General features: G+C 64.8%; 1 protein-coding gene. It reads right to left on the bottom strand.

What is annotated here, in order from left to right; all coding sequences use genetic code 11:
• Window positions 1–157: 157 nt before the first annotated feature.
• Window positions 158–2,101: a hypothetical protein gene (locus ACVOMF_RS20825; protein WP_481510965.1), complete on the bottom strand. Its 1,944-nt coding sequence runs from the start codon at window positions 2,099–2,101 to the stop codon at window positions 158–160.
• Window positions 2,102–2,372 lie beyond the last annotated feature (271 nt).

Raw genomic sequence — 2,372 nt, 5'->3', positions numbered from 1 at the left:
CCTCCCCCGCCCCCCCCCCCCGGGCGCCCCCGGCCCCCCCCCGCCCGCCCCCCCCCCCGCCCCCCCCCCCACTACAGCCCGCTCCCTTCTGCTTAGGCAGCGATTTCACACCCAGCCCGGCAGAAAGCCAACCAGCTGCGCGCCGTATTGCACATCGCTACAACCCAGTGACGAAGCTGGCGCCGTCATAGCGCCCCTGGAAGGCCCCAATTGGCTTACCTGTCCAGCGCTGCACTTCCGCATCCAACGCGCTGTACTCACTGCCACCGCGTTTGTAGGCATAGGCCCTCCCCAACTGCACGATCCGCGCGTTGCCGGCGCCAAACACCTGCCCCGGGTGGTAGCCCCCCACCAGCACCGCCTGCAGATTGGCACCTGGCTCCACAGTCAGCACCCAGTTCACCGGCTCATAGGCGCTGAGCACAAGAATGGTAGGCACACTGGAACGACGCACGCGAACCTGGATGGACCCGGCCTGACGTTGAATGCCAACGCCGTGAACCCCGTTTTCGGCCTCGTATACACCCACCGCCTCGATCCGTGCGTTGCGCGCAAGCGCAGCCAGCGCGGGGGTGTTGGAACGTTGCTGCGCCGGCGGCACGGGCGGAGAGGTGCCAACGTTTCGCGCGGCCAGCGCTGCGCGTGCGCGCTGCACCAGCGCCAGATGTTCCGGCGACCCCGCCGCTAGCTTTTCCGCCTCGCGCAGGCTGCCCTCAATTTCCGCAAACTCCTGCGCACGCGTGGCCAGCGCGGCGCGGCCTTCTGCTTCGAACTGGGTGATGACGTTGCTGACACTCTGCGTTGGCAGCAGCGGCAGTTCCTGCAGTACCTGGATCTTGGTCTGGTCAAGAACGCCATTGCGCTGCAATGACGGAATGAAGATGAACTGCCTCGACAACAGCTTCGTCGCATCAACCTGTGCCAACGTCTGCTTGCTGAGCGAATACAGGTAGTCGCGACTTTCCCCCATGCCATTGCCAAGATAGGCACGCAGCAGCAACTCATCGCTGCGCGGCGTTGCCCACGCCGAACGAACCTGCAGCGGCTGCAACGGCAAGGCCTGCACCTGCCGGTCGGCAAGCACAAATTGCTTCAATTCGCCCTGTGCCAGCGCAACGTAACTGCCATCAATCGCCTCCACCAGGTCGCCGTTTGCTGCGTTGAAATCCAGCGGTTGCTCGGACAGCAACTGCACTTCCCAGCCATTGCTGCCCTTCCGCAAAGCGATCTCAGCCAAACGGCGGGGTGAGAACACAAGATAGTGATTCGGCTTGCCTGGTACCGGCACTACCTTGTCCACCGCTACAGCATCAAGTGGAACAGGCAGATGCTTTCCCCCGACGGCATCCAGCAGCACAACCACCGAGCGCCGTTGCGCATTCCGCTTGCTGCGCTCGCTGAAGATTGCGCCCACGCCTTCAACCCACTGAAAGCGTCGTGGTTGCACTGCGTAGCGCGCGAGCACCTCACCCGACTCAGTCTCCCTGACCTCGGTGCCACCGTCATCCGTAGCGACCGCGACCAAACGACCATTCGCCGACAGCGCACCGCCGCCCAAGCGCCCGTCGGCTTCCGACAGCACCTTGCTGGTCTGCATGTCGACCAGCCGATACTTGCCATCCGCCTCCAGAATCATCACGCCGGCCTTGGCCGCGAAGGTCGCTTGCCGGACGCTGACATCACTGCTGATGAAACTGGCTGGCGGACTGGCAACTGCCCGCAATGGCGGCGCCGTCAGCAGGACGGCCATGCGCTGCAGCACCAACCACTCATCCAAAGCGGCATCACTATCAACGAAGCAGGTGCTGCCAGCCAGATCGTCGCGCACGCTGTCGCCACTGGCGAACAGCGAGACCTTGTAGTCCTTGCCACACTCGCTTGCACGTTGCAGCAATCGATCCTGATACGCTCGCTCAAAACCGGCAGCGTCCTTCCCCAATGCCTTCAATTGCGCTTCGAGCCGCTGTTTGTTGGCAAGCACCGCGCTACCCGGCGGTATGGCGTCGTTGATACGCGCTTCGTTGGACTTTCCAAGATTGCCACAGCCGGCCAGACCGGCAGCCACAGCCAGTATCCCCAACACTTTCAAGACCCGTTCCATGTCGCCCCCGGTTGGATGCTCGGGCCTGCGTCCTCGCTGGCCTGCCGGGCGATGTTAGTACGCCACCCGCCACGGCGGAAGCTGACGGCCCGGTCTTACGCTGTCGCCGGCTGCCCACCAAACCAAGACAATTGCCAGAGGCGAGCCATGCTCCGCCCAGCTCCACCTGTAGTGGGGGGGGCGGCTCGGGCGGCGGGTGGTAATTTATTTGTGGGGGCGGCGGGGGCCGGGGGGGGGGGCCGGCGGGGCGCCGCCGCGGGGGGGGCCGGGG

This window comes from Stenotrophomonas sp. STEN022 (assembly GCF_056760155.1).
The sequence above is the reverse complement of the archived record's forward strand: the minus strand, read 5'-3'. Positions and strand labels throughout refer to the sequence as shown.

Excerpts from the sequence above, each read along its gene's own strand:
- ACVOMF_RS20825 (WP_481510965.1), bottom strand. The coding sequence starts at position 2,101 with ATGGAACGGGTCTTGAAAGTGTTGGGGATACTGGCTGTGGCTGCCGGT.